This window comes from Arthrobacter sp. NPDC055585 (genome assembly GCF_053619115.1).
This window is the reverse complement of sequence record NZ_JBSHIT010000007.1, coordinates 87,637-113,898: the sequence shown is the minus strand read 5'-3', so window position 1 is coordinate 113,898 and position 26,262 is coordinate 87,637. Positions and strand designations below refer to the sequence as shown.

Genomic DNA, 26,262 nt, shown 5'->3' with positions numbered 1-26,262 from the left:
GGCACCGGTAAACCTCACCTACCAGTGGCTGCGCGGCACCACCCCCATCAAGGGCGCCACCGCAACCACCTACACCCTCACCGCCGACGACGCCGGAGCCACCATCAGCGTCGAAACCACCGGCACCAAACCCGGCTACGCCACCACCACCAAACGCTCCAACCCCACCAGCAAAATCGGCACAGCCACCCTCACCGCACCGGCCCCCACCATCAAGGGCACCACCACCGTCGGCTCCACCCTCACCGCCACACCCGGCACCTGGGCCCCGGCACCGGTAAACCTCACCTACCAGTGGCTGCGCGGCACCACCCCCATCAAGGGCGCCACCGCAACCACCTACACCCTCACCGCCGACGACGCCGGAACCACCATCAGCGTCGAAACCACCGGCACCAAACCCGGCTACGCCACCACCACCAAACGCTCCAACCCCACCAGCAAAATCGCGAAGCCCAAGCCGCCGTTCACGGATGTCCCTGAAGGAGCCCAGTTCTTCGACGAGATCTCCTGGATGGCCTCGCGGGGCATCTCGACTGGTTACCAGGAAGCCAACGGCACCCGCACGTACCGGCCCGTTCAGCCGGTCAACCGTGATGCCATGGCAGCCTTCATGTATCGTCTGGCCGGCAGCCCGGACTTCACGCCGCCCAAGAAGTCGCCCTTCAAGGATGTTGCGCCCGGCACGCAGTTCTACCGTGAGATCACCTGGCTGGCTTCGGAAGGCATATCCACAGGATGGGTAGAAGCCAATGGTTCCCGCACGTACCGGCCGCTTCAGCCGGTCAACCGTGATGCCATGGCAGCGTTTATGTACCGTTTTGCCGATTCGCCTGATTACAACGCGCCCGGGAAATCGGCCTTCACGGACGTGGCGACGGGCAACCAGTTCTACAAGGAAATTTCCTGGCTCGCCTCAACGGGAATTTCCACGGGCTGGAAGCAAGCCAACGGCAAGGCTGCCTTCCGCCCGGTAACCGCTATCAACCGTGACGCGATGGCGGCCTTTATGTTCCGCTATGACGCCCGTTTCGGGAAGTAACAGAAAAAGCGGATACACGAAATGAGCCTCCCGGAAGCCTGCTGAACCAGCAGTATTCCGGGAGGCCTTTCTCTTCTACGCCGGCGTCACCGTTGTCCGCCGGCAGGCGGCAGTCCGAAAGGTGGCGGGCTCACCGCCGGTCCCGTCGGCGGGCTACGTTTTCAAAGCCGCGTCGGCGCCATCCAGCCGGAATCAGCGGGAATTGCCCGTGCTGCGCGCCCGCCGCCGCGCTTCAGATGCAGCTGCGGCATACCCCGCCGCATAGCCGTCTTCGTAGCCTGCCGCGTGGCCGTCGTCGTACCCGGCGTTGTAACCGGTCCGTGTGCCCGCACGGCGGCCGTCCTCAAACGCCTCCGCGCTTCCCTGCCTGAACATGTCCTCAGCCGCCGGACGGAGCAGTGCCCTGGCACCAACCGTGTCCTCATCCGCCTTAACCAGCGGCTCGAGCCCTCTCACCAGGGCTACGGGAAACCCGGTCGCCTTGCCCTTAACCAGGTCTGCAGCCGCAGCGATCTCATCGGCCACGGCAGAGACAGTGGCGGACATGGGCCGGCCGGAAGCATCGGGAGTGCCGCGCAGGTCCAGCAGGACATTCAGTCCGGCGGCACCGATCGCCGCGTCGGTCTGCCCCTGGCGCCACGGACGGCCGAGCGTGTCAGTGATGACGACGCCGATGTCCACGCCAAAGTCCCGCTTCAGCCCCCGGCACAGGTCCCGGGCGGAGGCGTCCGGATCGGCGGGAAGCAGCAGGATGGTCCCGTCCGGAGTGTTGCTGGCGTCCACGCCGGCAGCCGCGGCGACAATACCCAGCCGGTTCTCGACGATCCGGGTGACACCGCCGGGATGTTCCCGGGTGGCCACCACACGGACGGTTTCCTGCTCCACTGCGTCGTCGCGGAGCCCTGCGTCCAGAATGCGGCCTTCGGCTTTGGAAACGATCTTGGACGTCACGGCCAGGATGTCTCCGTCCCGCAGGTCCAGTCCGCAGGCTGCGCCGATGATCTTCACCAGGTCGTCTCCGGGCTGGATTTCCCCTATGCCGCGCACCGGGGTGAGCACCAGGGTGCCCGAGGCAGCCGGAGCGTGGCTGGTACCGGGCCGAAGGTCTTCCAGAGTCACCGGTGCAGCTCCGGCAGTACTGAAGCACCGAATACTTCGATCCAGTCGCGCTGGTTACGTCCCACATTGTGCAGATAGACACGGTCGAACCCGAGGTCCAGGAATTTCTGGATGTACGCCCGGTGGACGTCCGGGTCCTCGGAAATGAGCAGCCGTCCGTCAAAGTCCTCGGGCCGCACCAGGCGGGCCATCTGCTCCAGCTCGAAGGGCGAGCGGATGTCCGCCTTGGGGAACTTCATGCCGCCGTTGGGCCATTCGGTCATGGCGTTGGCGAGGGCCTCTTCGTACGTGGGCGCCCAGCTCATGTGCAGCTGCAGGACCTTGGGCATTGTGTCCGGATCCTTGCCGGCCTCGCGGGCACCGGCGTCGAACCGGGCAAAAAGGCCTTCAATCTTCTCCAGCGGCGCACCCACAGTAATCAGGCCGTCGGCATGCTTTCCCGCGCGCTTGGCCGTTACCGGCCCGGCGGTGGCCACGAGGATCTCCGGGGCAACTTCGGGCATGGTCCAGAGGCGGGTGGATTCCATCTTGTAGAACGTGCCGCTGTGCCGCACGTCCTTGCCTGCCAGTGAGGCGGCGAAGAGCTTGGAAATGATCTCGATGGCTTCGAACATCCGGTTGATGCGTTCCGGTGCCTCGGGCCAGTACTGGGCGGTGATGTGCTCGTTCAGTGCCTCGCCGGATCCCAGGCCCAGCCAGTGCCGGCCCGGGTACATCGCAGCCAGCGTGGCGGACGCCTGCGCCACCATTGCCGGGTGCCAGCGGAAGGTGGGTGCGGTAACCCCGGGCCCAATGTCTCCCTTGGTCCGCTCCCCCAGCGCAGAGAGGACGTTCCACACGAACGCCGACTGTCCCTGCGCCGGAACCCACGGCTGGAAATGGTCCGCCGCCATGACGCCGGAGAAGCCGTGTTCCTCGGCGTAGGCGGACAGTCCCACGGCCTCAGTGGGGTGGAACTGCTCGAGCATGGCCGCATAGCCGATCCGCAACGGGGTTTTCATGCAGCCACTATAGGCCAGCAAAGATACCCCGCCGGGGAACGGCGTGTTTCGGGCGTGCTAAATTCAGCCGCGCGCGGTGACCTGAGGAAGGAGGTCCTCGGCGGGCGGGGTCCACACGGCCGGATCGGCCTGGACCTGGTCGCCGGAACGGATGTCCTTGACCTCGTGGGTGCCGTCTTCGGCGGTGAACCAGACAAACGGAATGCCGCGGCGGTCCGCGTACTTGATCTGCTTGCCGAACTTCTCGGCTTTGGCTGCCACTTCGACGGCGATGCCGCGCCCGCGCAGCGCCGCGGCGACGTCCTGTGCGGCGGACCATGACTCGTCGTCGGCCAGGGTTACCAGGACGGCGGTGGGAACCGAGCGGCTGGCCTCGGCGAATTCCTGGCTGAGGATGCGCATCACCAGCCGGGTGACACCGATGGAGAGCCCGACGCCGGGGAAGGTCCTGTTGCCCTTGGAGGCCAGGGAATCATAGCGGCCGCCGGAGCAGATGGACCCGAGCTGTTCGTGGCCAACCAGCACCGTTTCATAGACAGTTCCGGTGTAGTAGTCCAGTCCACGCGCGATCGACAGGTCCGCGATGACCTTGCCCGGGGCACGGCGGGCGGCTTCGGCGATGACCTGTTCCAGCTCGTCCAGGCCGGTGTCCAGCAGCTCGTTGTTAACCCCGAGGGCACGGACCTGCTCCACGAAGGACACATCATCCGTGCGGATGGAGGCGAGCTCCAGCGCCAGGGAGGCCTGCTCCGCGGTGGCACCGAGTTCTTCCTGCAGCAGTTCGGCGACCCGCTCCGCACCGACCTTTTCCAGCTTGTCGATGCTGCGCAGCACACCGGCGGTGTCTTCCAGCCCGATGCCGCGGTAGAAGCCTTCGGCCAGCTTGCGGTTGTTGACGCGGATCCGGAAATCCGGGATGGGAAGGGCTCCGAGTGCTTCGGCAATGACCAGCGCCAGCTCGACGTCGTACCGGAACGGCAGTTCGCCGTCGCCCACCACGTCAATGTCCGCCTGCGTGAACTCGCGGGCGCGGCCTTCCTGCGGGCGTTCTCCGCGCCAGACCTTCTGAATCTGGTAACGGCGGAAGGGGAAGGCCAGGTGTCCGGCGTTCTCCACCACATAGCGTGCAAACGGAACCGTCAGGTCAAAGTGCAGGGCAAGCTGGTTCGGGTCCTGCTTGGCCGGGGTGTCCCCCTCCTCCGCCTGCAGCCGGCTCAGCGCGTAGACTTCCTTGTCGATTTCGCCCTTGCGCAGCAGCTGTCCAACGGTTTCCACCGCACGGGTTTCGATGTTGGCGAAGCCGTGAAGTTCAAAGGTGCGGCGCAGTACGTCCAGCACATGGAGTTCAACGAGGCGCTCCTGCGGTAGCCATTCAGGGAAACCGGACAGTGAGGCCTTGCGTGCCATGCGGCAGACTCCTTAGGGATCAGGCGGCCAGCTGCGCGGCGCGGGGCAGCGCGCGGCGGGCCAAAGACTGGGAAAACACACAGGCGGCGTGCCTAAACTGTGTGCGGCACCCATTTTAGCTGTTCCCGGGCTCCGGACCGCCATTGCAGGGTTCCAGGGCCCGAAGCACCCATTCCGCATTCCCTACCCCAGGAGGACGGCAGTGAGAGCCGCCAACCAAAACAACCGGACCGCCCGGCAGCTGCGGGTCCGCATGGAGGCCAGAGAGGCGTTCGAGCGCGAACTCCGCCGCCGCCGGCTTCGCGACAACGCCTTTGCGGGAGCGGCCGGAATGCTTGTCCTGGCGCTGACGGTGGCGCTGCAGGTCTTCTGGTTCTCTTCCAACCCCACCGCAGATGACCTGGAACAGCTCAGGGACCAGGCACGGATCGAGCAGAGCGCCCCGGCTCCGTCCCCGGAGCAGGCTTCCCCGTCGCCCGGCCCATGACCCGGCTGCGCAGGGACTCCGTAATAACGCAGGAGACCGGCGGGTACCCGATAATGGGTAAGGTAACGTCAGGGCTTGAAGTTCCGGGAACATTTTGCCGCCGACGGCGCGGCAGACGGCGCCCGGTACGGACAGCCTTCAACCCGGTGACGAGAGATTCGTTTACCCTGAAGTAATGGCTCTGCGGGATTCGCTCAGCGGCCATCCATCGAGTGAAAGACTTTTAGCGGTGACAGACAGTCAGAAATCCGACGAAACCACCGGGAACGTTCCGGAAACCCAGCGGCCCTCAGCCCCCAGCCCTGCAGCATTTGCGGCCCGGCGTCCGGCGCCCGCTCCGGCAGCCCCGCGTCCCGGAGCCGCTGCGCCGGCACCCGTAGTGGCTGCTCCCGCTGCGCACACAACTCCGCTTGACGAAGCCGCGCAGTTTGCCCGCGTCGAGGAGGACGGACACGTCTTCCTGATCGTTGAAGGCGAAGAATTCCCCGTTGGGCAGTACCCCGATGCCACCCGCGAGGAAGCACTGGCCTACTTCGTGCGCAAGTACGACGACGCCGTCAGTCAGGTGATCCTGCTGGAACAGCGCATTGCCGCCAAGGCACCGGCATCAGACATGCACAAGACCCTGAAGCACCTGGCTGCCCAGGTGGCAGAGCGCAAGATGGTCGGCGATGTGCTGGCACTGGATGCCCGCATCGCCCAGCTGCAGGCCGGGATCAAGGCCGCCGAGGCAGCCGAGCGCGCCGAAGCGGAGGCTGTCCGGGCCCGTGAGCTCGCTGCCCGCGAAGCAATCGTGGCCGAAGCCGAAGAGATCGCTGCCAAGGACCCTGCCACCATCCAGTGGAAGACCAGCAGCAACCGGATGAACGAGCTGTTTGAAGCGTGGAAGGCAGCGCAGAAGAACGGCCCCCGTCTGGGACGCAGCAACGAAGATGCGCTGTGGAAGCGTTTCCGCTCCGCACGCACCGTCTTCGACCGGCACCGCCGCGCCTACTTCTCCCAGCTGGACAATGAGAACGCCGAGGCCAAGCGCGCCAAGGAAGCACTGATTGCCCGCGCCGAAGCGCTCTCTGATTCCACGGACTGGGGCAACACGGCCGCCGAGTACCGCCATCTGATGGACGAATGGAAAGCTTCCAAGCGCGCCAGCCGCAAGGACGACGACGCCCTGTGGGCCCGTTTCCGTGCCGCGCAGGACAAGTTCTTCGCTGCCCGTCAGGCTGCCAACGAAGTCATCGACGAAGAGTTCGCTGCCAACCTCGTGGTCAAGGAAGCCCTGCTGAAGGAAGCCCAGGAAATCCTTCCCGTCACGGACCTGAACGCTGCCCGCAAGGCCCTGCAGTCCATCCGGGACCGCTGGGAAGAGGCAGGCAAGGTTCCCCGCGCTGACATGGGCCGCATGGAAGCCGGCATCCGCAAGGTCGAGGAAGCCGTGAAGGCAGCCGAGGACGAGCACTGGCAGCGCAGCAACCCCGAGACGAAGGCACGCACCAACAGCGCGCTGACCCAGCTCGAGGCTGCAATCGCCACCCTGCGCGAGGAACTCGCTGCAGCGGAGAAGGACGGCAACGCGAAGAAGATCGCCAACGCCCGTGAAGCCCTTGAGGCTCGCGAGCAGTGGCTCGAGACCCTTCGCCGTTCGGCCCAGGACTTCTCCTAGGCAGTAGGTCTCCCAGACACTAGGCACCACAGGCCCGGACCCCGCTTTTCCACAGGCGGGGTCCGGGCCTTTCGCTTTTCCCGGCAGGCAGGAAGTCTTGGGGAATGATCCTCCCCTGCCCGGATCCCGGCGGCATCCCCGAGGTGACGTCCACGGGCGGCGCTATCTTCCACGCCGGCGGCGTCTTCACCCTTCCGGAGCTGCAGGGCATGTGCCGGGACGGACTGGTGACGCACGTGTACGGCTCAACGTTCCTGCGCTGGGATGTGCAGGCCTCCCCGCTGGCACGCGCCCTGGCGGCGCAGAACAGCCTGCCGCAGCCGGTACGCGGCCGCTACGCCTTTGGCTGGCTCACTGCCGCCTGGATTTACGGCTGCGCGCCGGCACCGGACCGGCTGGCACTGCTGACCGACTTCCGCCGGCGCAGTACAGCCTTGCCGCCGTTCAGCGGCGCCGTGCTGCATGAAGTGGCCCTGGGCCCGGCCGACCGGACCCGGCTGGGACCCGTGCCGCTGACGGGCCCGCTGCGGACCGCGTACGACGTCGCACTGCATTTCGCGCCGGAGGAATCAGTTCCGGTGCTGCTCGCCATGGCCGCCGGCCCCGGCTTGAACTGCCGGCCTGCGTACCTGCGCACACTGCTTCAGGGCGGCCACCGCATCCCGGGGACCCGGCGCGCGCTGGCCGCCGTCGATCAGGTTGAATTCGAGCAGGCGAAAGCGGAGCTGCCGGCAGGCGAGGCAGCCGGGCGATAACCCGGCGCAGGTCCCTATACCCGGCGCTGGTCCCCGGTGGTCCGGTAGACGTCGTAGACGCCGTCGATCCGCCGGACGGCGCTGAGGATGTGACTGAGGTACTTGGGATCGCCCATCTCAAAGACGAACTTGGACATCGCCACGCGGTCGCTGGAGGTGTTCACACTCGCCGAGAGGATGTTCACGTGGTTTTCGGAGAGGACCCGGGTGACGTCGGAGAGCAGGGACTTCCGGTCCAGTGCTTCCACCTGAATTTCCACCAGGAACACCGAGGACTGCGTCGGTGCCCAGTCCACGGCCACAATGCGGTCCGGCTGGTCCCGCAGTTCCTGGACGTTGCGGCAGTCAGTGCGGTGCACCGAGACACCCGAACCGCGTGTCACGAACCCAATAATCGGATCCGGCGGCACCGGGGTGCAGCAGCGGGCAAGTTTCACCCAGACGTCGCCGACGCCGCGGACGGTCACGCCGGAGTCGGAGAACTTGGGCCGCTTGGCATTGGCTGAGGAAACCGGGGTCTCCGCAAGATCCTCCTCGGCACCCTGGTGTCCGCCCATGAGGGAGACCAGGTGCTCGATGACGTTCTGCGCCGAGGTGTGCCCGTCACCGACGGCGGCGTAAAGCGCCGAGATGTCCTGATGGTGCAGTTCCTGGGCCACGGCGATCAGCGCGTCGTGGGTCATTAGCCGCTGCAGCGGCAGGTTCTGCTTCCGCATGCCGCGGGTAAGCAGGTCCTTGCCCTTTTCGATCGCCTCTTCGCGGCGTTCCTTGGTGAACCACTGGCGGATCTTGTTCCGGGCCCGGGGGCTCTTGACGAAGCCCTGCCAGTCCTGGCTGGGGCCGGCGCCCTCGGCCTTGGAGGTGAAGATCTCCACCCAGTCGCCGTGCTGGAGCTCGCTGTTCAGCGGAACCAGTTTGCCGTTGACACGCGCGCCGATGGTCCGGTGGCCCACTTCGGTGTGGACGGCGTAAGCGAAGTCCACCGGAGTTGACCCGGCGGGCAGGGCCATAACCTCGCCCTTGGGGGTGAACACAAAGACTTCGCGGGCGTTGATCTCGAAGCGCAGTGAATCGAGGAACTCATCCGGGTCCGAGGTTTCCTGCTGCCAGTCCACCAGGGAGCGCAGCCAGCCCATGTCCGAATTGTCCGGAGCGGCTGATCCGTTCTTCGCGCCGTCCTTGTACTTCCAGTGCGCGGCCACACCGTATTCGGCGCGGCGGTGCATGTCGTGGGTGCGGATCTGGATTTCGACGGGCTTGCCGCCGGGACCGATCACTGTGGTGTGCAGTGACTGGTACATGTTGAACTTCGGCATGGCGATGTAGTCCTTGAACCGCCCGGGCAGGGGGTTCCAGCGCGCATGCAGTGCACCAAGGGTGGCGTAGCAGTCGCGGACCGAGTCCACGAGCACCCGTACGCCCATCAGGTCATGGATGTCATCAAAGTCTTTGCCCCGCACGATCATCTTCTGGTAGATCGAGTAGTAGTGCTTGGGGCGGCCGGTGATGGTGGCCTTGATCTTGACGCTGTGCAGGTCCTCGGCGATCTGGCTGCGCACGGTGGACAGGTACTTCTCCCGCTCCGGAGTGCGGTCCCCCACCATGCGGACAATCTCGTCATACACCTTCGGATGCAGTGCCGCGAAGGAAAGGTCTTCAAGTTCCCACTTGATGGTGTTCATACCCAGCCGGTGTGCCAGCGGAGCGAAGATTTCCAGTGTCTCCCGCGCCTTCCGGGCCGAAGACTCCGGGGAAACGAAGCGCCAGGTCCTGGCGTTGTGCAGGCGGTCCGCCAGCTTGATCACCAGCACGCGGATGTCCTTGGCCATGGCCACGACCATCTTGCGAACAGTCTCGGACTGCGCGGCATCGCCGAAGGTCACCTTGTCCAGCTTGGTGACGCCGTCCACCAGCATGGCCACTTCCGGGCCAAACTCGCTGCGGAGCTCATCCAGTGAGTAGGCGGTGTCCTCAACCGTGTCATGCAGCAGGGCGGCCGCGAGGGTGGTGCCGGTCATTCCCAGCTCGGCAAGGATGGTGGCGACGGCAACCGGATGGGTGATGTACGGGTCGCCGCTCTTGCGCTTCTGGCCCTCATGGCAGCGTTCAGCAACCAGGTATGCCCGCTGGATGAGATCCAGGTCCTCGCGCGGATTGCTGGCGCGGACCGTGCGCAGCAGCGGTTCGAGCATCGGTGAGTAGGCGGTGCCGCGTCCGGCCAGGCGGGCCAGCCGGGCCCGGGTTCCGTGCCGCCGGACCGGGGCAGGTTTGGGCGCAGGCTTCGGGGCAGGGGTGAGTTCCTGCCCGGGCCCAGGTTTAACCTGGACTGCCGCAGGCGTCTTGCTGCCCGAACCCTTCTCCGGGGAGTTCACCGTTCCCGGGACAGAGTTATTCTCCCGGTCTTTTCCTGCGCTTTCGGCAGGCGTCGCGCTCTCGGCCAACTGCTGCCCTTTCTTTCCAGATATCTGCCCAGTCTATGCCCCCGGACTGCTGCACTTACACCACCGGTTCCGTTCTTCCCCTGACGGGAGTAACGGAACCGGCGGAAGCAAAGCGGTGTGGGACTTAGGTGGCGGCTGCGGGTGCTGCGGCCGAAGCCTCGTGCTCACGCCGCTCAGTAACCCGCTTGCTGTGCTTCACGATCTCCGGCTCGCGGCGGCGCAGCCAGGCGTACAGCGGTGCGGCCACAAACAGGGTTCCCAGGGTGCCCAGGATGATGCCGATGAACAGCGCCAGGGAGAGGTCCTTCAGGGTGCCGGCGCCGAGCAGGTAGGCACCGATGAACAGCACCGAAGCGACGGGCAGGACGGCTACAACGGAGGTGTTGATCGAGCGCACCAGCGTCTGGTTCACGGCCAGGTTTACCTGTTCCGCGAAGGTCCGCTTGGTCTGTTTCTCCAGGTTGGCCGTGTTCTCCCGGATCTTGTCGAAGACCACCACCGTGTCATAGAGCGAATAGCTCAGGACGGTCAGGAAACCGATGATGGCCGACGGCGTCACCTCAAATCCGCTGAGCGCGTACAGCCCTGCAGTGACGATCATGACCACCACCAGGCCGGTAATTGCGGCCAGGGACATTTTCCAGGTCCGGAAGTACAGCGCCATCAGCAGGGCCGCGAGGGCCACGAAGACAATAAGGCCGATCAGGGCCTGACGGCTGACGTCATTGCCCCAGGTCGGGCCAATGAACGTGGAGGTCACCTGGTCCTCATTGACGCCGTAGCCCTCGGCCAGGGCGGTCTTGACGGCCAGCGTCTGGTCGTCGCTCAGTTCCTCGGTCTGGATGCGCATGGTGCCCGGGGAAATGTTAGTCACCCGCGGGTCGGAGCCGGAGACAATTTCGTTCACGGCTTCCTCGCCCACGGACACCGAGGTGTCCTGGACGCCGGAGACCGTGAATTCCGAGCCTCCGCGGAAATCGATGCCCAGGTTGAAACCGCCCTTGACGACCGGAATCAGAATGGAGAGGAGGACGGCGGCAGCGGCAACCATAAACCACAGCCGGTAGCGGCCCACGAAGTTGTAGGACCGCTTGCCGGTGTAGAGCTCATTGCCGAACCTGGCGAACGCGGGAAGCTTACCCATCAGTTGCCCTCCTTCTCCGCGTCGCGGCCGGAGCCTGCCATTGAATCCTGTTTATCCTCTGCCTCACCGGGCTTGTCGGATGTGTCTTTACCGCTGCGCTCCGCAGCTGCCCGGCGCTCAGCGATGGTCATGCGGCGCTCAGCCTCGCGGGCGGCACCCTTGTTCTTGGTCTTGGCGGTGCTCGCTGCCTTGGAGGCACCGGCGGCCTTGCCCGCAGGAGCAGGGGCAGCGGCGTCGTTGTCCGCGTCAGCGGCTGCCGGCTCGCGCAGGCGTCCGGCACCGCGGTACACGGGCACAGCTCCCAGGCGGGTTGCGTCCAGCCCGGACCACTTGTGGCCCTTGCCGAAGAACTTGGTCTTGGCCAGCAGCACCATCACCGGGTGGGTGAACAGGAAGACGACGAGCAAGTCGGCAATTGCGGTCAGGCCCAAGGTGAAGGCGAAGCCCCGCACGTTGCCCACCGCCACGAAGTACAGCACGACGGCGGCGAGCAGGTTCACTGCCTTGGATGCCAGCACGGTGCGTTTGGCACGCTTCCAGCCGTTGTCGACGGCGGAGACCAGGCCCCTGCCGTCGCGCAGCTCGTCGCGGATGCGCTCGAAGTAGACGATGAAGGAGTCGGCGGTGAGGCCGATGGCCACAATCAGGCCCGCAACACCTGCCAGCGAGAGCCGGTAGTTGTGTGACCAGCCGAGGATCGCGATGGCCAGATAGGTCAGGATACCTGCGACGATCAGCGAGGTGATGGTCACGAAGCCGAGCGCCCGGTACTGGAAGAGCGAGTACACGGCAACCAGGATCAGGCCGATCACACCGGCGATCAGGCCCATACGGAGCTGGTCGGCGCCCAGCGTGGCGGAAACCTGCTGCTCGCTCTGAATGTCGAAGCTGATGGGCAGGGCACCGTACTTCAGCTGCTCGGAGAGCGCCTTGGCGGTTTCCTGCGTGAACTGTCCGGTGATCTGGGCATTGCCGTCAGTGATCAGGACGTTCATGGACGGGGCGGAGATGACCTGTCCGTCCAGGACAATGGCGAACTGGTTCTGCGGGGAGCCGTCGCCGAAGCCGAGCAGCCGCTCGGAGACGGCGCGGAACTTCTCCGTGCCTTCGCCGTTGAAGTCCAGGTTCACGGCCCATTCGTTCAGGGACTGGCCCTGGCCGCCCTGTGCCATGCCAAAGCTGGCGTCTTCAAGCATTGAACCGGGAACTTCCACCGGCCCCAGGATGTACTTGCCGGCGGTGCCCGGCTCACAGGCCACCATCGGTTTGTCTGCCGGAGCAGGTTCGACCGAAGCTTCGAGCGCAGCGGGATCCAGGCAGTTCGTGGACTCGAACTCCTTGTACAGCTCGGGGGTCACCCAGTTCATGTCCGAACCGTTTTCCGGTTCAGCCGTGGGCTGGGGCAGCGCCTCGTCCGGGGTCGGCGTTTCCGCCGCGGGTGCCTGGCCCGGTCCGCCCATGATGACGGAGCGGAACTCCATGGCAGCCGAGGCCTGGATCAGTGCCCGGGTCTCGGCCGTGGGCGTGCCCGGAAGCGAAACGACGACGTTCCGGCCGGACTGCGTGGTGATCTCAGCTTCGGAGACGCCGCTGCCGTCCACGCGCTGGCGGATGATCTCCACAGCCTGGTCCAGCTGCTCCTGGCTGATCTGCGAATCACCGCCCTGCACCTTGGGGGCAAGGATCATCTGGGTGCCGCCCTCGAGGTCAAGGGCGAGCTTGGGAGTCCAGCTGGCGTTGCTCCACATGGAGCCGCCGCCGAGCAAAAGGGCCAGGGCAGCAAAAAGGACGCCCAGCCAAATGAGCGTCTTTTTTGCTGCCGGGCCGGAGCCGGTTCGAGGCATAGGGGTTTTCCTTTAGGGCGTAATCGCCGGAGACAGGTGGATCCGGCGGGCCTGCGTCAGTGGTCTTGCCCGCAGGTCCTCGGAGAGTCTAGTTGTCTTTCTTGTTCTCACGGTCGAGGCGCTTGAGCGTTTCGTCCGGGGTCTCATCCTGCGGCGCCTCGGCAGCGGCATCACGCGGACGCTCCTGCGCAATCTCACCGGTAAGCGAAGATGCATCATCCGGAACGACGGCGTCCTCGGTTTCGGTTTCTTCGGGCTGGGCAGAGACAACCTTGGTCAGCGCCTGCAGGTGGATGGTGGCGGTGTTGCCGGGAGAAAGTTCCAGGACAGCCTTATTCTCTTCCTGGTCCACGGAAACGATGGTGCCGAAGAGACCGAACTGGGTCATTACCTCAGTTCCGGGAACCATCTGGGTGCGCTGCTCCTGGATGGTCTTCTGGGTCTTCTTCTGCTTGCGGAACATCATAAAGATGAACACACCAAGCAGAAGCGGCAGCAGGAGGCTGGACAGCGAAAAACCGCCCTGAGCGCCTGTATCGGTGGTCGTCTGGGCCAAGACATTCAAGAACACGAAGGGTTCCGTTTCTGTTGCGGTATGTATCGGTATGCCGGAATCAGCGCACCGGCGGAGCGGACGTCAAAACAGTCTAAGGGGAAAACGCCTCACCGGGCGCTTAAGTTTCCGCCTGCTTTTCATTGTGCAGTCATCTGCCGCCGAATGCATCCCGGGGCAGAAGCTGCTCAGTCCTGGCCGGGCTCCCCCGGCGCAGGTGCTGCCTCGCCCGTAAACAGTGCCTCGGGGATGAGCTGGGCAGCGGCGTCGGGCATCCGCAGACCAAGGTGTTCCCAGGCCGCGCGGGTGGCAATGCGGCCGCGCGGCGTGCGGCCCAGCAGGCCCTCGCGGACCAGGTAGGGTTCCGCCACGGTCTCCACCGTTTCCGGCTCTTCGCCGACGGCGATGGCAAGGGTTGACAGACCCACCGGTCCCCCGCCGAACTTGGTCACCAGAGCATGCAGCACGGACCGGTCCAGCCGGTCCAGGCCGCGCTCGTCCACCTCATACATATCCAGCGCAGCCCCGGCGGAGCGGGCATCGATCTGGTCGATGCCGTGGACCAGCGCCCAGTCACGCACCCGCCGCAGCAGGCGGTTGGCAATACGGGGTGTTCCCCGGGAGCGGCCTGCAACCTCGGCGAACCCGGCGGAGTTAACCTTCATGTCCATCAGCATGGCCGAGCGGCGAAGCACCAGTTCAAGTTCAGCCGTGGAGTAGAACTCGAGGTGCCCGGTGAAGCCGAACCGGTCACGGAGCGGGCCGGGAAGCAGGCCGGCGCGGGTGGTGGCGCCAACGAGGGTGAACGGCGGCAGGTCCAGGGGAATGGCTGTGGCGCCGGCTCCCTTGCCCACCACAATGTCCACGCGGAAGTCCTCCATGGCCATGTAGAGCATTTCCTCAGCCGGACGGGACATCCGGTGGATTTCATCCAGGAACAGCACCTCCCCTTCCGTCAGGGAGGAAAGGATGGCCGCCAGGTCTCCGGCATGCTGGATCGCCGGCCCCGAACTGATGCGCAGCGGCGCATTCATCTCCGCTGCGATGATCATGGACAGCGTGGTCTTGCCCAGCCCGGGAGGTCCGGAGAGCAGCACATGGTCAGCGCTGCGTCCGCGCAGGCGGGAGGCCTCCAGGACCAGGGAAAGCTGTTCGCGGACCCTTTTCTGGCCTACAAAGTCATCGAGGTTCTTTGGCCGCAGGGCTGCTTCAATGGCCTTGTCATCCGGGTCGGGGGCAGCTGCGGTCAGCGCTTCGGAGGCTGCCACGCTAGCCTGCCCGCTGCGGGGACCGCGCACGGGCGCCGTCCTGGCCCAGGCGGCGCAGGGTCAGGCGCAGGATTTCTGCCACGTTGCCGGCAGCGGCTGCGTCGGGGTGTTCTGCGGCCGTGGCTTCAACTGCGGCGGCAGCGTCCTTTTCCGACCAGCCCAGTCCGGTCATGGCGGAGAGAACCTGATCGTTCCAGGCAGGTACGCCGGCCGGGGCTTCCTCGGTGCCGAGCGGAACCAGCTTGTCCGCCAGCTCCAGCACGATCCGCCGCGCACCCTTGGGCCCGATCCCGGGAACCTTGCTGAAGGCCTTGTCATCCCCTGTGGAGGCAGCGATCCGTACAGCTTCCGGAGTATGGACGGCCAGCACGGCGAGGGCGATGCGGGGGCCCACTCCGCTGACCCCGAGCAGCGTTTCGAAAACTTCACGCTCCCCCGGTTCAGCGAAGCCGAACAGGGTCATTGAATCCTCGCGCACAATAAGTGCCGTGTGCAGCAGCGCTTCGGCTCCGGTCCGCAGGGACATCAGGGTCTGTGGAGTCGCCTGCACGGCCATGCCGATGCCGTTGACGTCAAGAACGGCGGAGGCAGTGCCGACGTAGGTTACGACGCCGCGTAGGGAGGCGATCATGGGGAAACTCCGTGCGTTGATCCGGGAACAAAATAGAACATATCTACGAACAGCCTACTGTCCCGGCCCCGGTTTGCCGGAACTTTAGTAGCGGGGGCGTTTCGCTTTGGCTTCTGCTTCCGCCCACAGCCGCTGTGCGGGGGTGAGCCCCGAAGCGGCCGGTCCACCGCCCGAAGACGCCGATCCCTGGGTGGCAGCCTGGCCCGGTCCCACAGCGCCGCGCCGCCAGGCATGCGCGATAGCCAGCGCGAGGGCATCGGCGGCGTCGGCCGGACGCGGCATTTCGGTGAGCCGCAGAATCTTGGTGACCATCCGTCCCACCGCTTCCTTGTTGGCCGACCCCGACCCGGTCACGGCCGCCTTCACCTCGGTGGGGGTATGCAGGGCCACCGGAATCCCGCGGCGGGCGGCAGCGGCAATAACGACGCCGGAAGCCTGGGCTGTGCCCATAACGGTGCTGACATTGAGCTGGCTGAATACGCGCTCCACGGCAAGTACATCCGGGGAATGCGTATCCAGCCAGAGCTCAATCGCTTCGGAAATTGCCAGCAGCCGCGCATCGAGGGCGGTTCCGGCCACCGTTCCGGCAACCCCCACGGCCACCATGGTGGCGCGCCGGTTACCTTCGACGTCGACTACGCCCAGTCCGCAGCGGGTCAGTCCCGGGTCAACACCCAGGACCCGGAGAGGCACGCGGTGCTCAGTCTTCTTCGAGCTGCGCGAAAACGTCCGCGGAGATGTCGGCGTTGGAGTAGACGTTCTGGACGTCGTCCAGTTCTTCCAGGGCGTCTACAAGCTTCATGAACTTCCGGGCGGCGTCGGCTTCCAGATCCACCAGCATGGAGGAAACGAACTCGACTTCATCGGTCTCGTATTCGATGCCGGCTTCCTCGAGGGCCGCCACCACGGCACGCAGGTCCGTGGGATCGCAGTGGATCTCGAAGTTGTCGCCGGATTCCTTGACCTCGTCAGCACCGGCGTCGAGCACAGCCATCAGCAGGTCGTCTTCGGTGAGTTCCTTCTTGGGCAGGGAGACAACGCCCTTCCGGTTGAACATGTAGGAGACCGAGCCGGGGTCGGCAACCGAGCCGCCGTTGCGGGTGATAGCCAGGCGGACCTCGGATGCGGCACGGTTCTTGTTGTCCGTGAGGCACTCGATCAGCACGGCGGATCCCTGGGGTCCGCGTGCTTCGTACATGATTTCCGTGTAGTCGACGACTTCGCCGGTCAGGCCGGCTCCGCGCTTGATGGCGCGGTCGATGTTGTCATTGGGCACAGAGGTCTTCTTGGCCTTCTGCACGGCGAGTTCAAGTCCGGGGTTGCCAGCCATGTCGGCACCGCCGGCACGCGCTGCAACTTCGATGTTCTTGATCAGCTTGGCAAAGGACTTGGCACGCTTGGCATCAATTGCGGCCTTTTTGTGCTTGGTGGTTGCCCATTTCGAGTGGCCCGACATGCTTTACGCGTCTCCTCTGATCATCTGGATAAATAGTTCGTGGATGCGGCGCTCCCCCGTTACTTCCGGGTGGAATGAGGTGGCCAGCAGTTTTCCCGAACGCACTGCGACAATTCTAGCGACTGAATCTTCCGTGCCATTTCCAGCGTCAGGTCCGCCGTCGTCCATTGGGACCTGCGCCAGGACCTGCACGGAGGAGCCTACCTTCTCCACCCACGGCGCGCGGATAAATACTGCGTTCACGGGATCAGCCTGCCGGGAAGGATCCTGGCTGGGCAGGGACTGCAGTCCTTCAAACGGAAGGCTGGTCTCGAAGGACTCGCGCTGGCGGCCAAACGCGTTGCGCCGCACCACTATATCCAGCCCGCCCAGCGTCTGCTGCGGTTCCCCGGCGGCGTCCAGCGCCGGGTCGGTAATCCTGTCTGCCAAAAGGATCATGCCGGCGCAGGAGCCGTAAACCGGAAATCCGGAGGAAATCCTGGCCCGCACCGGCTCGGCGATTCCATACAGCCGCATCAGCTTGTCAATCGTTGTGGACTCACCGCCGGGCAGCACCAGTCCGTCCAGGGCGTCCAGTTCCGCCGGGCGGCGCACCAGTGTGGTCCGGGCCCCGGCAGCTTCCAGAGCCTGAACGTGTTCGCGGACTCCGCCTTGAAGTGCCAGCACTCCCACCAGCGGTGCCGCAGGGCCCTGTGGCGTGATTTCGGTCATTGGATCATTCTAGGTTGCCCGGCGCTTCCCGAACCGGTTCGTGACGGTGGGATATATTCGGTATCCATGAGTTCTTTCTCCATTCTGGTCGGCAAACTGGTCCGCGGCGCCTCACGGCTGCGCGGCGGGGGCTCTGCCCTCCCCGGCCTCGTTGTGGAGAAGATCGACCCGGATTTCATCCGGCGCACGCTCTCCACCCTGCCGCTCGGCGTCGCCGTAGTCTCCGGGACCAACGGCAAGACAACTACCACCAAGATGGTTGTTGAGCTGCTGGAAGGCCAGGGCCTGAAAGTCTTTACCAACCGGACGGGCAGCAACTTCACCCGCGGCGTGGCCGCTGCACTGCTTGGCGAGGTGGACCTGCGCGGCCGCCTGGATGCGGACATCGCGGTGCTGGAGCTGGACGAGGCGCATGCCGTGCACTTCGTCAAACTCATCCAGCCCCGTTATGCCCTGCTGCTGAACGTCCTGCGCGACCAGCTGGACCGTTTCGGCGAGATCGACAAGACCACCCGGCTGCTGGAGCAGATCGCCCGGGCCACCACTGAAACGGTGGTCCTGAACCGCGAGGATCCGCGGGTGGCTTCCATTGCGGAATCCCTCTCCGGCCCCAAGGTCGCCTACTTCGGCCTGGACGCGTCACTGCGCAGCACGTTCCCCAACGACGACGAGATGCGCGGCTCCCGCTCCGAAGCGATCGCCGCAGCCCAGCCCGCCGACGTCGTTCTTACCCGCGTTGCCGAGACCGAGGCGGACTTCCTCGTTGACGGTACGCCCACCACCACCGGGCTGAAGCTGCGCGGTGTGTACAACGTCTTCAACGCTGCCGCCGCACTGACCTTCGCCCGCCAGATCCTGGGCGCCAAGGCAGACCGGACAGCGCTGTTCGAGTCGCTGTCCAATGTTGAACCTGCCTTTGGCCGGGGCGAGTCCCTGACCGTCAACGGCGCGCCGCTGGAACTGGTGCTGGTGAAGAACCCTTCCGGGTTCCGCCTGGGCCTGAAGTCCTTCGCCGCACACGGCTACGCCACCATGATCGCCATCAATGACAACTACGCCGATGGCCGGGACATGTCCTGGCTCTGGGACGTGGACTTCGAGACCCTCTCCGGCGGCGTGGACATGGTGACCGGCGTCCGCGCCTATGACATGGCGCTGCGGCTGAAGTACGACGACGTTCCGGTGCGCGAGGTGATGCCGGACATTCCGGATGCACTCGCCAGGTTCATTTCCGGCGCCGGCACACAACCCATGCGCATCTTCTGCACGTACACGGCCATGCTTGCCGTGCGGCGCGAACTCTCCAAGATCACGAAGGTTGAGGTGGTCTCATGAGCCGGGACATCCACATTGTCCAGCTGTATCCGCGGGACATGAACATCTACGGCGACTGGGGCAACGTCCTGGTCCTGAAGCAGCGCCTCAAGTGGCAGGGCTACAACCCCGTGGTCACCGAGTACAACCCGGGCGACGAGTTCCCTTCCGACGCCGACCTGATCGTCGGCGGCGGCGGGCAGGACAGCGGACAGGTGGTGATCCAGCAGGATCTGCAGGCACTGGCACCCACGCTGCGTTCTCTCGCCGATGACGGCCTCCCGATGCTCGTGATCTGCGGGCTCTACCAGCTCTTTGGCCGCTTCTTCAAAACGCACGACGGCGTCCTCATCCCCGGCATCGGTGTCCTGGACATCGAAACCCACGGCGGACCGGACCGGCTGATCGGCAACGTGCTTTCCGTTAGTGAAGAGTTCGGCGAGATCCACGGCTATGAGAACCACAGCGGCCAGACCTTCCTGGGTCCGGATGCGAAGCCCCTGGCACTGGTTCGCAAGGGCGAGGGCAATAATTCCAAGGACGACACCGAGGGTGCCCGCTACCAGAACGTGGTGGCCAGCTACCTGCACGGTTCGCTGCTTCCCAAGAACCCGGCCATTGCGGACTTCCTGATCGAACAGGCCGTCACCCGCCGCTACGGCTGCTACGATCCGGCTCCGGTGTCCGATGCGGACCTTGCCGAGCTCGCCCGCCTCTCCGAGCTGGCCCGTTCCCACGCTGCCAACCGTCCCCGGTAGTTTCTGCCGGCCCGCTCCCTCGCCTGGGTGGCCGGCCGCCAACTGCATCCGACGCCGTTAGCTGGGGCCTGGGATTCCCAGCCGTCGTTACCGCTGTGGCAGTTGTGACCCCACCATTACCACCCGTAACGGTGAGTGGGAACCGTGGAAACCGTGGCCGCGTCCTACTGCGAACCTTCGAGGACTCTCGGTCTTTGGCGTCCCGTCATCCTTTGGGGAGCAAACGTCCCTATGAAGCCCTCTTAGCGGCAGTAACTCATCGAGGGTTCGGCTGCCTTCCCTCAAGACCGCGTTATCTCCCCGAACAATCCTGTCCCCTTCCCTGAACCAGCCAGACGGCGTGTCTCGGTTCCATTCGCGCACGTTCCCACCCGTGGTTACCGGTGGGACGGCCGTGATCCCACCGGCCCCATGCGCAACGATGAGTGGGAAACGCTGCAAACTCCCTCGGTCCTGGAGCACCACCCTCCACTCCACCCGGTCCTGGATTCCCGGCCGTCGTTACCCCTGTGGCAGTTGTGACCCCACCAGGCAACACCGTAACGCTGCGTGGGAACCTCGGCACATCGCTCCGAAGGTGACGCACCATCGATCGCCGGACGGGCCGGGTTAGGCGGCTTTAATACTCGAAGCGAGCTCTGCGAGCGAAGAGTTTCGTTGCCGCCGTTCCGGCCCGCCCGGCGGGCCCCACGCACGGACGCACGGACGCACGGACGCACGGACGGAAACTAACGAACAACCCGATACCGCAGATGCACCCCGTCACCGAACGACGCGTCCTCGACCAGCTCCAGATTCACCCGCTGGTCCAGCCCGCCAAACAGTGAGATGCCCGCACCGAGCAGTATCGGCACCACATGCAGCTGAATCTCGTCCACCAGCCCGCGCTGCAGGCATTGCCGTGAGATCCTCCCGCCGAGCAGGCTCACTGCCTTCTCACCGGCGTCGGCCTTGGCCCGCTCCACGGCCCCCGCGATGTCATCGACCACGAACGTGTACGTAACACCGTCCTTCACCACGGGTTCCTGTGCCTGATGTGTCATCAGGTAAACCGGCACTCCCGGCAGACCGCCGTAGGGTTCTTCCCCGTCCTCGACAGTCCGGGCCCGGTTGGCCCCGCCGACGACGGCGCCCACCTCCCCGACGACCCGGCTCACCAGTGCGGTGTCCTCGTCCGTCGCATCGACGTCGAACATCCAGTCCACGCCGCCTTCCGGATCCGCCATATACCCGTCCAGCGTCACCGTTGCATGTATCAGCACCTTCGCCATGACGAACTCCTCACCTGCGGTCGGCCATCAGTCGTGCTGGCCGTTCTACCGCCTGATCCGCTGCACGTCCAGCCTCCCCGGGAACCCTGAACGCGCAGTCCACGAAGTGGCTGGGAACCCAACGTCACCAACCGGCAGCCGGGCCGGGTTAGGCGGCTTTAATACTCGAAGCGTGCTCTGCGAGCAAAGAGTTTCGTTGCCGCCGTTCCGGCCCGCCCGCCGGGCCCAAGCCCGGGGGCCCAAGCCGCCGGGCGCAAGCCCACACCGCACAGAATTAGCGCGCAGAAACGTCCTCGGACACCAGCCACTCATGCGCCCCGTCCTCGCCTGCCCCCATGGACTCCACCACGGAGATCGTCCGCCGCCGAACCTCCGCCTGCTGCGCCTCGGATGCACACGCACCCTGCGGCAGGTCAGCAGCCACCGAGCACCAGCGGTACGGGTCCCGCACGATCACCGACGGCGCCCAGGCGAGGTCGCTGACCCGCCAGTCGGCGCCGTCGTTCTCCTGAACGAACTGCGCCCGGACAATCAGGCCCTCGTTGTTCACCGCGTACCACGGCGAAAGCTCGGTGACCGCGTTGCCTAGGCCGTACACAATCCACGTTCCGTTGTAGTTCTCGATCGGCAGCACCGAGTGCGTGTGGTGGCCGTAAATCAGGTCGAACGCGCCGCTGTCCGCCAGGGCATGGGCGGTTTCGGTCTGCTGGGAGTTCGGCATCGAGGCGTACTCTTCGCCGGCATGGACCGCACCGATCACAATGTCCGCACCCTGCTCCCGGGCGGCCTGGGCCCGGGAGATCATGTCTTCGGCGTCGAGCATGTCCACCTGCCAGGGATAGTCGGCCGTGAGTCCATTCAGCCCGTAGGTTGCCTGAATGACACCGATCCGCGCACCCGAGGTATCCAGAATGAGCGGAATCTCGGAGTCCGCTTCGGTCGCGTAGGAGCCCGTGTGCTCCAGACCCAGCGAGTCAAGGACGGCGAGGGTGCGGTTCAGCCCCTCGGTTCCGGCGTCGACGGTGTGGTTGCTCGCCGTAGTGCAGGCCTGATAGCCGACGGCGGCGGCAGCGGTCAGGATCTGCGGCGGCACGTTAAACATCGGGTAGCCGGCATACGGACCGTCCGCCTCGGCAACCGGGGTCTCCATATGGCAGACGGCGAGGTCCGAGCCGGAAACGTAGGGGCGCATGCCCTCAAGCAGCGGCTCGAAGTCCAGCGGCTGCTTTCCCGTTGCCGCAGCATCGACCCGTGCCTGGTCCCAGAGCTGAGGATGCACCAACAGGTCGCCGGCAAGCATCACTGTTGTGCAGCGAAGCCCGGGACACTCCAGGCGGGTGCCCGGCGTCGCAGACGGTTCGGGCGCGGGCTCTGCGGAGGACGACGCGGACGACGCCGCAGCAGAGGGAGATTCGCGGACCTCATCGGATGCCGCGCTGCACGCGCCAAGCACCAGCGAGGAAGCCAGTACCAGCGCTGCCAGGAGCTGTCCGCTGCGGGAAGCCAGTGGGCGGTGTCCGTTCATCATTCCCCCGAGTGTGTTTGCGTCAAGCCGCGTGCCGGTCCAATCCGACCAGGGATGAGCATACGCGGCCCGTCGGCTGGTTGAGCAGGCTACGCTGTGAAAGTCTTTATTCCCATGAGCAACGCACTACTTTCGCCAAGCACCCTGCCGTATGGCCTGCCGGATTTCGCAGCCATAACCACCGCTGATCTTCTCCCGGCGTTCAAGTCGGGAATGGAGGAACAGCTGGCCGAAATTGGTGCCATCACCTCCAATCCGGAACCGGCCGGTTTCGAAAACACGATCGCGGCGCTGGAGGCCTCCGGGCAGGTCCTGGCCCGGACGGTGTCCGTGTTCTCCAACGCGGTGATGTCCCATGCGACGGATGAGATCCAGGCCCTGCAGCAGGAAATCAGTCCGCGGCTTTCGGCGCACCAGGACAGCATCTACCAGGATCCAGCCCTCTTCGAGCGTGTGAACGCCATATCCGCCGAAGGCCTGGATGAGGAGTCCGCCCGCCTGCTTGCGGAATACCGCCGCCGCTTTGTGCGTGCAGGTGCGGCCCTGGACGACGCCGGCAAGGCACGGATGCGGGAGCTGAACACCCGCTTGTCCGAGCTGGGGACCACGTTCTCCCAGCGGCTGCTCGCGGACACGAATGACTCGGCGCTCGAGCTGGACGACGAAGCGGAACTCGAAGGTCTTTCCTCCGACGACGTAGCGGCTGCGGCGGCAGCGGCCCAGGCGGCCGGCTCCAGCGCCAAGTACCTGCTGACCCTCATCCTGCCGACCCCGCAGCCCGCCCTCGCGAAGCTGAAGAACCGGGACGTCCGGCAGCGGCTTTTCGAGGCATCGGTTCACCGCGGGTTCCGGGACAACGAGAACTCGACGCTGGCGGCAGCAGCCGAGATTGCCGCCCTGCGCGCTGACCGTGCAGCCCTGCTCGGGTACGAAAATCACGCAGCCTACGCTGTGGAGGACCAGACCGCACCCACGACCGGTGCCGTCGAAGAGATGCTCGCCAAACTGGTTCCCCCGGCTGTCCGCAACGCCGGGGCAGAGGCCGGAAAGCTCCGCGCTGCTGCGGCACGTGACGGGATCGACGACTTCCAGCCCTGGGACTGGGCGTACTACTCCGAGCAGGTCCGGCGCGATGAATATGCCGTAGACCTTGAGGCACTGCGTCCCTGGTTCGAACTTGAACGGGTCCTGCATGACGGCGTGTTCTACGCAGCCAACCGCCTCTACGGCATCACCTTCACCGAGCGGAATGACCTTACGGGGTACCACCCCGACGTCCGGGTCTGGGAAGTCCGGGACGAAGACGGGGCCGGGCTGGGCCTGTTCCTGGGCGACTACTTCACCCGGGACACCAAGAGCGGCGGAGCCTGGATGAACGAACTCGTCTCCCAGTCCCGTCTGCTGGGCCACCAGCCGGTCGTGGTGAACAACCTGAACATCTCCAAGCCGGCCGAGGGCGAACCCGCGCTGCTGACCTTTGACGAGGTCGTCACCGCCTTCCACGAATTCGGCCACGCGCTGCATGGCCTGTTTTCACAGGTCCGGTACCCGCTGTTTTCCGGAACGGCAGTGCCGCGCGACTTCGTGGAGTATCCGTCCCAGGTCAACGAGATGTGGATGCTGGACGACGAGGTGGCTGCGAACTTCGCCCGGCATTACCAGACGGGCGAGCCGCTGCCTGCCGGCACATTGGAGAAGATCCGAAACGCTTCCCTCTGGGGCGAGGGTTTCCGGACCGCAGAGTACCTCGGCGCCACCCTACTGGACTGGGCCTGGCATATGCTTCCCCCGGGCCAGGACCCCGTAGCGGATCCGGAGGCCTTCGAACACAAGGCGCTGATCGAGGCGGGAATCGACCCGGCCCTGGTTCCGCCGCGGTACCGCACCGGATACTTCAAGCACATCTACGCCGGAGGCTACTCCGCCGGCTATTACTCCTACATCTGGAGCGAAGTGCTCGACGCCGACACGGTTCAGTGGTTCACCGAGAACGGCGGGCTGAAGCGTGAAAACGGTGAGGCGTTCCGGAGCAAGCTGCTTTCGAAGGGCTACTCCGAGGATCCGCTGCAGTCCTTCCGCAACCTGCGCGGACGGGATGCGGACCTCGCTCCCCTGCTGGAACGCCGGGGCCTGTCCTGAAAACCATGCCCACCATTTCCTCCTGCCAGCGCCTGCAGCACGCCTGGTTCTCAGCCATCGCCTCGTCGACCGGCGGCCGTTCCTTCGGCACGCACGAATCGCGCTGGGTCTGGCTTCCGGCACGCCGGCAGCTGATGCTGATGTTCCCGGAAGAGATTTCCCCGGCGGGAATCCGTCCCGGGCTGGCCGAGGGCTCCCGGCTGGGTGCTTCCTCGGTCACTGCCTGGCTGGGCGGTTCCGTGGACCACGCACCGCTGGAGACCTTCGGTTTCCGCCGCGGGCCGCAGACCTGCTGGATGACCGCGCCGGTGCGCGCACCGCAGGCCTGGTCCGCTGAAGGAGCGGCGGTTGAAGTCCAGCCGCGGGAAGTAACCGGGGCGGACGCCGAGGAACTGCGGGTAGGACACTCACAGCCCCGGCAGGCCTGGCATATTGCCGCCCGTGATGCTGCCCGGATGACCGGGCGCGCCTATGCGTTCTACCCCACGGGGATTGCGGGGCTGTCCAAAGTGGCCGGCATCTTCTCCCTGGCAGTGGGAGCCTCCAGCCGGCGCAGGGGATTCGGCACCGCGCTGCTCAGTGCCGGTGCCGCCGCAGTGGAGGCTGCCGGTGCCGAGCACCTGGTGGTGAACGCCACCGCAGACGGCCAGGATCTGTGTTCAGCCCGTGGATTCTCCCTGGTTGGGCGCGGGCGTACGTACTCGATGGCGCTGGGCTAGCAAACAGCTGGGCTGCAAAAAAGCGCACCGGCTCCGGGAGAACCCCGGAACCGGCGCGCTTTTTGCTGCAGTGCCTACCAGCCGCGCTCAGCGAGACGGTGCGGCTGCGGAATCTCGTCCACGTTGATGCCGACCATGGCTTCGCCCAGGCCGCGGGAGGCCTTGGCGATCTCATCCGGATCGTCGTGGAAGGTGGTGGCCTTGACGATCGCGGCGGCCCGCTGCGCCGGGTTGCCGGACTTGAAGATGCCGGACCCGACGAACACACCGTCTGCACCAAGCTGCATCATCATGGCGGCGTCGGCCGGAGTGGCGATACCGCCCGCCGTGAAGAGAACCACGGGAAGCTTGCCGGCGGATGCGACTTCCTTGACCAGTTCGTACGGAGCCTGCAGTTCCTTGGCGGCAACGTAGAGCTCGTCCTCGGGAAGCGAGGACAGCCGGGCAATCTCGGTGCGGATCTGGCGCATGTGCATGGTGGCGTTGGAAACGTCGCCGGTTCCGGCTTCGCCCTTGGAGCGGATCATGGCCGCGCCCTCGTTGATGCGGCGCAGCGCTTCACCCAGGTTGGTGGCCCCGCAGACGAAGGGGACAGTGAACTTCCACTTGTCGATGTGGTTGGCGTAGTCCGCAGGGGTCAGGACCTCGGACTCGTCAATGTAATCGACGCCGAGGGACTGCAGCACCTGGGCCTCAACGAAGTGGCCGATGCGGGCCTTGGCCATCACGGGGATGGACACGGCGTCGATGATGCTGTCAATCATGTCCGGGTCGCTCATGCGCGAAACGCCGCCCTGGGCACGGATGTCAGCGGGGACGCGTTCCAGTGCCATGACGGCAACGGCACCGGAATCTTCCGCGATGCGTGCCTGTTCGGCGGTGACGACGTCCATGATTACGCCGCCCTTGAGCATTTCAGCCATGCCGCGCTTCACGCGGCTGCCGCCGGTCGACGCGGCTGGCTGGGACGGAGTTTCTGTAGGCATAGCAGGCTCTCTGATAGTTCGGCAGGAAAGC

At 65.4% G+C, this 26,262-nt stretch carries 23 protein-coding genes; 8 read left to right on the top strand and 15 right to left on the bottom strand.

The genetic code is table 11. From position 1 onward, the window contains the following. Positions 1-1,042: S-layer homology domain-containing protein (locus ACWGQ2_RS12970; RefSeq protein ID WP_452017885.1), on the top strand; the 1,042-nt coding region annotated here is incomplete at its 5' end. 192 nt (positions 1,043-1,234) lie between these two features. Here ACWGQ2_RS12970 and ACWGQ2_RS12965 read toward each other — a convergent pair. The 3 genes from ACWGQ2_RS12965 to hisS all read right to left on the bottom strand — a co-directional run bounded on the left by ACWGQ2_RS12965 (position 1,235) and on the right by hisS (position 4,569). Continuing rightward, complete coding sequence (locus ACWGQ2_RS12965) at positions 1,235-2,161, bottom strand: coenzyme F420-0:L-glutamate ligase (RefSeq protein ID WP_452017883.1); 927 nt, start codon at positions 2,159-2,161, stop codon at positions 1,235-1,237. Further along, a complete protein-coding gene (locus ACWGQ2_RS12960) occupies positions 2,158-3,162 on the bottom strand; it encodes a TIGR03557 family F420-dependent LLM class oxidoreductase (RefSeq protein WP_452017881.1) in 1,005 nt (334 codons plus the stop codon). The genes ACWGQ2_RS12965 and ACWGQ2_RS12960 overlap by 4 nt, the downstream gene beginning before the upstream one ends. Positions 3,163-3,225: 63 nt before the next feature. Then, complete coding sequence (gene hisS / locus ACWGQ2_RS12955; protein ID WP_452017879.1) at positions 3,226-4,569, bottom strand: histidine--tRNA ligase; 1,344 nt, start codon at positions 4,567-4,569, stop codon at positions 3,226-3,228. A 202-nt stretch (positions 4,570-4,771) separates the two neighbouring features. Between hisS and ACWGQ2_RS12950 the strand changes: the two genes are divergently transcribed. The 3 genes from ACWGQ2_RS12950 (at position 4,772) to ACWGQ2_RS12940 (ending at position 7,471) form a co-directional block, all read left to right on the top strand. Then, a complete protein-coding gene (locus ACWGQ2_RS12950; RefSeq protein WP_452017877.1) occupies positions 4,772-5,056 on the top strand; it encodes a hypothetical protein in 285 nt (94 codons plus the stop codon). 175 nt (positions 5,057-5,231) lie between these two features. Next, positions 5,232-6,716 carry a DUF349 domain-containing protein gene (locus ACWGQ2_RS12945; RefSeq protein WP_452017875.1) on the top strand — a complete coding sequence of 495 codons (1,485 nt, stop codon included), beginning with the start codon at positions 5,232-5,234 and terminating at the stop codon, positions 6,714-6,716. A gap of 104 nt (positions 6,717-6,820) precedes the next feature. Further along, the gene (locus ACWGQ2_RS12940) at positions 6,821-7,471 is read left to right on the top strand and encodes a hypothetical protein (RefSeq protein WP_452017873.1); all 651 of its coding nucleotides are present in this window, start codon (positions 6,821-6,823) and stop codon (positions 7,469-7,471) included. A 14-nt stretch (positions 7,472-7,485) separates the two neighbouring features. Here ACWGQ2_RS12940 and ACWGQ2_RS12935 read toward each other — a convergent pair whose 3' ends face one another. The 9 genes from ACWGQ2_RS12935 to pdxT all read right to left on the bottom strand — a co-directional run bounded on the left by ACWGQ2_RS12935 (position 7,486) and on the right by pdxT (position 17,519). Beyond that, positions 7,486-9,912 carry a RelA/SpoT family protein gene (locus ACWGQ2_RS12935; RefSeq protein WP_452017871.1) on the bottom strand — a complete coding sequence of 809 codons (2,427 nt, stop codon included), beginning with the start codon at positions 9,910-9,912 and terminating at the stop codon, positions 7,486-7,488. Between the two features lie 124 nt (positions 9,913-10,036). Continuing rightward, complete coding sequence (gene secF, locus ACWGQ2_RS12930; RefSeq protein ID WP_452017869.1) at positions 10,037-11,056, bottom strand: protein translocase subunit SecF; 1,020 nt, start codon at positions 11,054-11,056, stop codon at positions 10,037-10,039. Continuing rightward, entirely contained in the window at positions 11,056-12,900 is a 1,845-nt protein-coding gene (secD, locus tag ACWGQ2_RS12925; protein WP_452017867.1) for a protein translocase subunit SecD, read from the bottom strand. Before secD ends, secF begins: the two co-directional genes overlap by 1 nt. Before the next feature lie 88 nt (positions 12,901-12,988). Next, entirely contained in the window at positions 12,989-13,465 is a 477-nt protein-coding gene (yajC, locus tag ACWGQ2_RS12920) for a preprotein translocase subunit YajC (RefSeq protein WP_452018140.1), read from the bottom strand. A gap of 176 nt (positions 13,466-13,641) precedes the next feature. Continuing rightward, positions 13,642-14,721, bottom strand: a complete 1,080-nt coding sequence (gene ruvB / locus ACWGQ2_RS12915) for a Holliday junction branch migration DNA helicase RuvB (RefSeq protein WP_452017865.1) — start codon at positions 14,719-14,721, stop codon at positions 13,642-13,644. Between the two features lies 1 nt (position 14,722). Next, a complete protein-coding gene (gene ruvA / locus ACWGQ2_RS12910) occupies positions 14,723-15,352 on the bottom strand; it encodes a Holliday junction branch migration protein RuvA (RefSeq protein ID WP_452017863.1) in 630 nt (209 codons plus the stop codon). Positions 15,353-15,436: 84 nt separating this feature from the next. Continuing rightward, positions 15,437-16,045 carry a crossover junction endodeoxyribonuclease RuvC gene (gene ruvC, locus ACWGQ2_RS12905; RefSeq protein ID WP_452017861.1) on the bottom strand — a complete coding sequence of 203 codons (609 nt, stop codon included), beginning with the start codon at positions 16,043-16,045 and terminating at the stop codon, positions 15,437-15,439. Positions 16,046-16,052: 7 nt separating this feature from the next. Next, positions 16,053-16,808 carry a YebC/PmpR family DNA-binding transcriptional regulator gene (locus tag ACWGQ2_RS12900; RefSeq protein ID WP_452017859.1) on the bottom strand — a complete coding sequence of 252 codons (756 nt, stop codon included), beginning with the start codon at positions 16,806-16,808 and terminating at the stop codon, positions 16,053-16,055. 3 nt (positions 16,809-16,811) lie between these two features. Further along, positions 16,812-17,519 (bottom strand): pyridoxal 5'-phosphate synthase glutaminase subunit PdxT, encoded by a 708-nt coding sequence (gene pdxT / locus ACWGQ2_RS12895; RefSeq protein WP_452017857.1) that lies wholly within the window; start codon positions 17,517-17,519, stop codon positions 16,812-16,814. 66 nt (positions 17,520-17,585) lie between these two features. On the opposite strand from pdxT, the gene ACWGQ2_RS12890 reads away from it, so the two are divergent. Continuing rightward, positions 17,586-18,854 (top strand): MurT ligase domain-containing protein, encoded by a 1,269-nt coding sequence (locus ACWGQ2_RS12890; protein ID WP_452017855.1) that lies wholly within the window; start codon positions 17,586-17,588, stop codon positions 18,852-18,854. Further along, on the top strand, positions 18,851-19,591 hold the full coding sequence (locus ACWGQ2_RS12885) for a type 1 glutamine amidotransferase (protein WP_452017853.1): 741 nt from the start codon (positions 18,851-18,853) through the stop codon (positions 19,589-19,591). The genes ACWGQ2_RS12890 and ACWGQ2_RS12885 overlap by 4 nt, the downstream gene beginning before the upstream one ends. A gap of 728 nt (positions 19,592-20,319) precedes the next feature. Here ACWGQ2_RS12885 and ACWGQ2_RS12880 read toward each other — a convergent pair. Beyond that, positions 20,320-20,862: a dihydrofolate reductase family protein gene (locus tag ACWGQ2_RS12880; protein ID WP_452017851.1), complete on the bottom strand. Its 543-nt coding sequence runs from the start codon at positions 20,860-20,862 to the stop codon at positions 20,320-20,322. 274 nt (positions 20,863-21,136) lie between these two features. After that, positions 21,137-22,390 carry a CapA family protein gene (locus ACWGQ2_RS12875; RefSeq protein ID WP_452017849.1) on the bottom strand — a complete coding sequence of 418 codons (1,254 nt, stop codon included), beginning with the start codon at positions 22,388-22,390 and terminating at the stop codon, positions 21,137-21,139. Positions 22,391-22,501: 111 nt separating this feature from the next. On the opposite strand from ACWGQ2_RS12875, the gene ACWGQ2_RS12870 reads away from it, so the two are divergent. Together ACWGQ2_RS12870 and ACWGQ2_RS12865 are read left to right on the top strand one after the other, a co-directional pair. Beyond that, positions 22,502-24,526 carry a M3 family metallopeptidase gene (locus ACWGQ2_RS12870; protein WP_452017847.1) on the top strand — a complete coding sequence of 675 codons (2,025 nt, stop codon included), beginning with the start codon at positions 22,502-22,504 and terminating at the stop codon, positions 24,524-24,526. 5 nt (positions 24,527-24,531) lie between these two features. Further along, positions 24,532-25,245 (top strand): GNAT family N-acetyltransferase, encoded by a 714-nt coding sequence (locus tag ACWGQ2_RS12865; RefSeq protein WP_452017845.1) that lies wholly within the window; start codon positions 24,532-24,534, stop codon positions 25,243-25,245. A gap of 74 nt (positions 25,246-25,319) precedes the next feature. On the opposite strand, the gene pdxS is transcribed toward ACWGQ2_RS12865, so the two are convergent. After that, complete coding sequence (pdxS, locus tag ACWGQ2_RS12860; protein WP_325788823.1) at positions 25,320-26,231, bottom strand: pyridoxal 5'-phosphate synthase lyase subunit PdxS; 912 nt, start codon at positions 26,229-26,231, stop codon at positions 25,320-25,322. Positions 26,232-26,262 lie beyond the last annotated feature (31 nt).